This window comes from Arenimonas sp. (genome assembly GCF_019459675.1).
Classification (GTDB): domain Bacteria; phylum Pseudomonadota; class Gammaproteobacteria; order Xanthomonadales; family Xanthomonadaceae; genus Arenimonas.
The window spans coordinates 1-4429 of the sequence record NZ_JAIBFH010000002.1; the positions used below are offsets into that span (position 1 = coordinate 1).

The following is a 4429-nucleotide window of genomic DNA, read 5'->3' on the forward strand; positions in this document are numbered from 1 at the left end:
AGCCCGATGCGCCAGGTCAGCGACTTCACGGTGCGGTCGGTCTTTCCTTTGTCCACCATCATGTAATACAGGCCGGCGCCGAGGTTCCAGAGGATCAGGATCAGGAAGGCAATGATGAGCAGCTTTTGCACGGCTATGGCCCGCGTTCTGGGTGAATACGCATTATCCGCCCACCGCGCAGGCTTGGCGTGAATCGACGACTGCTGCTGAGCCTGCTGGGCCTGTGCCTGGTGCTGGCGTTCGCTGCACTCGGCCACTGGCAGCTGGGCCGCGAGGACAGCAAGCGCACGCAGCTGGCGCAGGCCGCCGAGGCGCTTGCCGCACCGGCCCGGGCGCTCGGCCCGGCGTCGCGTGAAGCGGGCCTGGCGCCGGTGAAGGTGCTGGGCGCGGGTTTCTTCATGCCGACACCGCGCCTGCTGCTGGATAATCAGCGCCGGGGTTCGCAGGTGGGCATGCGTCTTTACTGCGCGTTCCAGCCCGAGTCGGGGCAGGCGCTGCTGGTGGACATGGGCTGGCTGCCGCTGGCGCCGAACCGGGCACTGCCGGGTGCCAGCTGCCCGGTGGGTGAGTTCGAACTGGCGGGGCTGCTGGTTCCACCGCCGTCCGTGGGCCTGCCGATGGGTCCGGGCGTGGTTGAACAGCTCGATGGCCAGGGCTGGCTGGCGACGCGTCTGGAGACCGGCGCGTTGTCCGCCGCCTGGAAGCTCGAGGGACCGCTCGCGCCGCGGGTGCTGCGCCTTGATCCGGCGCTGCCCATCGGCCACGAGCGCGACCTCGAGCTGCTGCCCAACACGCTGCCGCCGGAAAAACACCGCGGCTACGCCGTCCAGTGGTTCGGGCTGGCGATAGCCACCTTCGTCATCCTCCTTGTGCTCAACTTCCGCAGGCGCCCATGAACACGCCCAACCAAACCCGCTCGCGCTTCATCCTGTTCCTGGTGGCCGCCATGTTCCTGGGCAGCTTCGGCGTGGCCGCCACGCTGTTCTTCAGCGGCTGGAAGCCAACCCAGACCCGCAACGTCGGCGAGATGCTCAGCCCCTACCCGGACCTGCGCCCCGTGGCGCTGCTGCTGGCCGACGGCACGCCGTGGCAGTGGCAGCCGACGTCGCGGCATTGGCACGTGGTGGTGGCGCCGCCGGCCGACTGCGGCGCGCCGTGCCTGCAGATGCTCCAATCGCTGCAGCGCGTGTGGGTGTCGGAAGGCCGCCACGCCGACAAGCTCAAGGTGCTGTGGTTTGGCGCCTTGCCGGCGGGTTCACCGGAGTTCAGCGGTCTGGTGGCCATGCAGCCCAGCCCCGGCCTGCAGGCGCTGCTGCCCGACCAGGCTCGCGCCGATGCGCTGCCGGTCTACCTGGCCGATCCCAATGGTTATCTCGTCTTGCGCTACGCCCCGGGCTTCAACCCCTCGGGACTGCGCAAGGATCTCGGACGTGTGTTGAAGTAGGCCCCGAATGAGCAGTCCCTCCCGTCATTACCACCGCCTTGCCTGGGTCGCCGTGCTGCTGACACTGTGCGTGATCGTGTTCGGCGGCTTCGTCCGCCTGTCCAACGCCGGCCTGAGCTGCCCGGACTGGCCCACCTGCTACGGCAAGGCCACCTGGCCCACGCAGGACCATGAAATCAGCGCCGCCAACGCCTCCTACGAGCGCGTGGTGGAAGTGAGCAAGGCCTGGCGCGAACAGTTCCACCGGCACATTGCCGCTCTGCTGGGCGTGCTGGTGCTGGCGCTGGCGCTGCTGGCCGCGCGCAAACGTTCGTTGGGTGTCGCCAGCGTGCTGGTTGCGTCCGGACTGGTGGCGCTGTCGATACCGATCTACATGGGCGTGGGCATGCAGGCCAACCACGTGCTGTCTGTCTGGCTGGTGGTGGTGGCTGAACTGATCCTGCTGGTGCAGGCGATGCGCTGGTCGAACACCGACTCGGCGCGGCTGAGCACCTTCATATTGATGGTGATCGTCTTCCAGGCCGTACTGGGCATGTGGACGGTGATCTGGCTGGTGAAGCCCATCATCGTCATGTCGCACCTGCTGGGCGGCCTGCTGACGCTGTCGCTGCTGACTTGGCTGGCCTGGCGCACCACGCCGGGCAGCGCGCTGGTGCAGGCCGAGGCGCCCCGTCTGCGGCGCCTGCTGTGGATAGGGCTGGTGCTGCTGGTGGCGCAGATCGCGCTCGGTGGCTGGACCAGCGCCAATTACGCTGCGCTCGCCTGCGGTACCGATTTCCCGACCTGCCTGGGCCAGTGGTGGCCCGAGCAGGACTACGGCGAGGCCTTCGTGCTTTGGCGCGGCATCGGCGTGGACTACGAAGGCGGCGTGCTGGACGGCCCCGCCCGCGCCGCGATCCAGATGAGCCATCGCCTCCTGGCTATCCTGGTGGCGGGCCACCTGACGGTGCTGGGCATACGCATGCTGCGCACGCCGGGCTTGGTGTTCTGGGGCAGCACGCTGCTGGTGCTGCTGGCCGCGCAGGTGGCGCTGGGCATCAGCAACGTCGTGCTGGGCCTGCCGCTGTGGGTGGCCACCGCGCACACCGCCGGCGCGGCGCTGCTGCTGTTCACCCTGGTGGGCCTGCTGGCCCGCCTGCGGGCACCGGAATGACCATTCCGTTCGCCGCCTACTGGGAGCTGACCAAGCCACGGGTGGTGGCCTTGATCGTTTTCACGGCGGTGATCGGCATGTTCCTGGCCATCCGCCCTGGCGAAGACTGGCCGTGGGAACGCATCGTGCTGGGCGCGATCGGCATCTGGCTGGCAGCGGCGTCGGCGGCGGCCATCAATCATCTGCTCGACCAGCGCATCGACGTGCTGATGGCGCGTACGCAGCATCGCCCGCTGGCGGTGGGGTCGCTGCGGCCGTCGCAGGTGCTGGCCTTCGCGCTGTTGCTCGGAGCGCTGTCGATGGGCCTGCTGACGTGGCGCGTCAACGGCTTCACCGCTGCGCTCACCTTCGCGTCGCTGATCGGCTACGCCATCATCTACACCGGCTGGCTCAAGCGCGCCACGCCGCAGAACATCGTCATCGGCGGCCGGGCCGGCGCCGCGCCGCCGCTGCTGGGCTGGGCGGCGGTGAAGGGCTGGCCGGCGGGGGTTTCGTTCTTCGGCCTGGCCGGCGCGCCGCTGCACTACGACCACGCGCTGCTGCTGGTGCTGATCATCTACGTGTGGACGCCGCCGCATTTCTGGGCGCTGGCCATTTTCCGCCGCGACGACTACGCCAAGGCGCTGATTCCGATGCTGCCCGTGGTGTACGGCGTCACCTACACGCGCTGGCAGATCCTGTTCTACACCGTGCTGCTGCTGGCGGTGACGGTGCTGCCCTTCGTGGCCGGCATGAGCGGCGTGTTCTACCTGGGCGGTGCGCTGGTGCTGGGCGGGGTGTTCCTGTACTACGCCATCAAGCTGCTCAATCCGCCCAACGAGCTTTACGCGATGAAGGTCTTCAACTACTCCATCGTTTACCTGATGGCGCTGTTCGCTTTCCTGCTGGCCGACCACTGGCTGCTGCGCGACGTCGCCATGGCCGCGCAGACCCTCGAGTTCGTTCCCGCCTGAGGGCGCGCCCGACTTTGCGGCCTGACCAGATCCGTTTGGGCTGACCGCTTGACTTTTACTTTTACAGGCGTAAATTGAATTATCAATTACGTCTGTAAAGGAATGTCATGGCCGGGATTTCCATCAGCGACGCCGAAAGCGAGGTGATGAAGGCGCTCTGGGCGGCCGGCGAGGCCACCGCGGAGGACCTGATCACGGCCGTTGCGGTACCCCAGCACTGGGGCGAGGCCACGGTGCGCACCCTGATCAACCGGCTGCTGCCCATGGGCGCCCGGTCGGCCGAGCGCGAAGGCCGCCGGTACCGCTACCGTCCCGTGCTCAGCCACGACCAGTGGCTGGCCCAACAAAGCAGCGGGGTGCTGGAGCGCCTTTTCGGCGGCCGTGTCGCGCCTCTGGTCGCCCACTTCAGCCAGCAGGGCAAGCTGACCCGGCGTGACGTTGAAGAACTGCGCAAGCTGATCGAGGACTTCGACGATGGCCGCTGAACTGATCGGCTGGCTGCTGCGCTCCGCGCTGGCGCTGGCGGTGGTGGTCTGCCTGGTGATGGCGCTGCGGCCGCTTTGGCGCCGCTGGCTGGGTGCCGGCGCGGTGCTGTGGCTTTACCTGCTGGTGCCGGCCGCCCTGGTGGCCACCAGCCTTCCCGGCCCGACCCGGGTCCGGGACGCGCCGCCTGCGGTGATCGCCCCGGCCGCGACAGCCAGTGAGCGGCCGGCGCCGGGGTTCACGCCCACGCGGGCAGCGCCGTTGCCGGGTGCCGCTGGGCGCAACACCGCCCGCGCCACCGCCACCGCCCCGGACTTCGTGCCAACCGAGGCGCTTGCGCCCAGCGCCGCGTTGGCGCCGGCCAGCCTGTCTACCTTCGGGCTGCTGCTGTGGGCC

General features: G+C 68.7%; 6 protein-coding genes and 1 pseudogene. 6 read left to right on the top strand and 1 reads right to left on the bottom strand.

What is annotated here, in order from left to right:
- On the bottom strand, nt 1-137 hold a 137-nt coding region (locus K0M70_RS00015; RefSeq protein WP_290777605.1), incomplete at its 3' end, for a twin transmembrane helix small protein.
- Nucleotides 138-188: 51 nt separating this feature from the next.
- On the opposite strand from K0M70_RS00015, the gene K0M70_RS00020 reads away from it, so the two are divergent.
- From K0M70_RS00020 to K0M70_RS00045, 6 genes and pseudogenes are all read left to right on the top strand, one after another.
- A complete protein-coding gene (locus K0M70_RS00020) occupies nt 189-896 on the top strand; it encodes an SURF1 family protein (protein ID WP_290777595.1) in 708 nt (235 codons plus the stop codon).
- A complete protein-coding gene (locus K0M70_RS00025) occupies nt 893-1444 on the top strand; it encodes a hypothetical protein (protein ID WP_290777596.1) in 552 nt (183 codons plus the stop codon). Before K0M70_RS00020 ends, K0M70_RS00025 begins: the two co-directional genes overlap by 4 nt.
- A 7-nt stretch (nt 1445-1451) precedes the next feature.
- Nucleotides 1452-2597, top strand: coding sequence for a COX15/CtaA family protein (locus tag K0M70_RS00030; RefSeq protein WP_290777599.1), 1146 nt, complete (start codon nt 1452-1454; stop codon nt 2595-2597).
- A complete protein-coding gene (gene cyoE / locus K0M70_RS00035) occupies nt 2594-3550 on the top strand; it encodes a heme o synthase (RefSeq protein ID WP_290777602.1) in 957 nt (318 codons plus the stop codon). The genes K0M70_RS00030 and cyoE overlap by 4 nt, the downstream gene beginning before the upstream one ends.
- Before the next feature lie 116 nt (nt 3551-3666).
- A complete protein-coding gene (locus K0M70_RS00040; RefSeq protein ID WP_290777608.1) occupies nt 3667-4035 on the top strand; it encodes a BlaI/MecI/CopY family transcriptional regulator in 369 nt (122 codons plus the stop codon).
- A pseudogene (locus K0M70_RS00045) lies at nt 4025-4429 on the top strand (hypothetical protein); the annotation flags it as partial. The gene K0M70_RS00040 and the pseudogene K0M70_RS00045, both read left to right, overlap by 11 nt.

Coding starts and splice junctions, on each gene's coding strand:
- K0M70_RS00025 (WP_290777596.1), top strand. CDS start 893: ATGAACACGCCCAACCAAACCCGCTCGCGCTTCATCCTGTTCCTGGTG.
- K0M70_RS00030 (WP_290777599.1), top strand. CDS start 1,452: ATGAGCAGTCCCTCCCGTCATTACCACCGCCTTGCCTGGGTCGCCGTG.
- cyoE (WP_290777602.1), top strand. CDS start 2,594: ATGACCATTCCGTTCGCCGCCTACTGGGAGCTGACCAAGCCACGGGTG.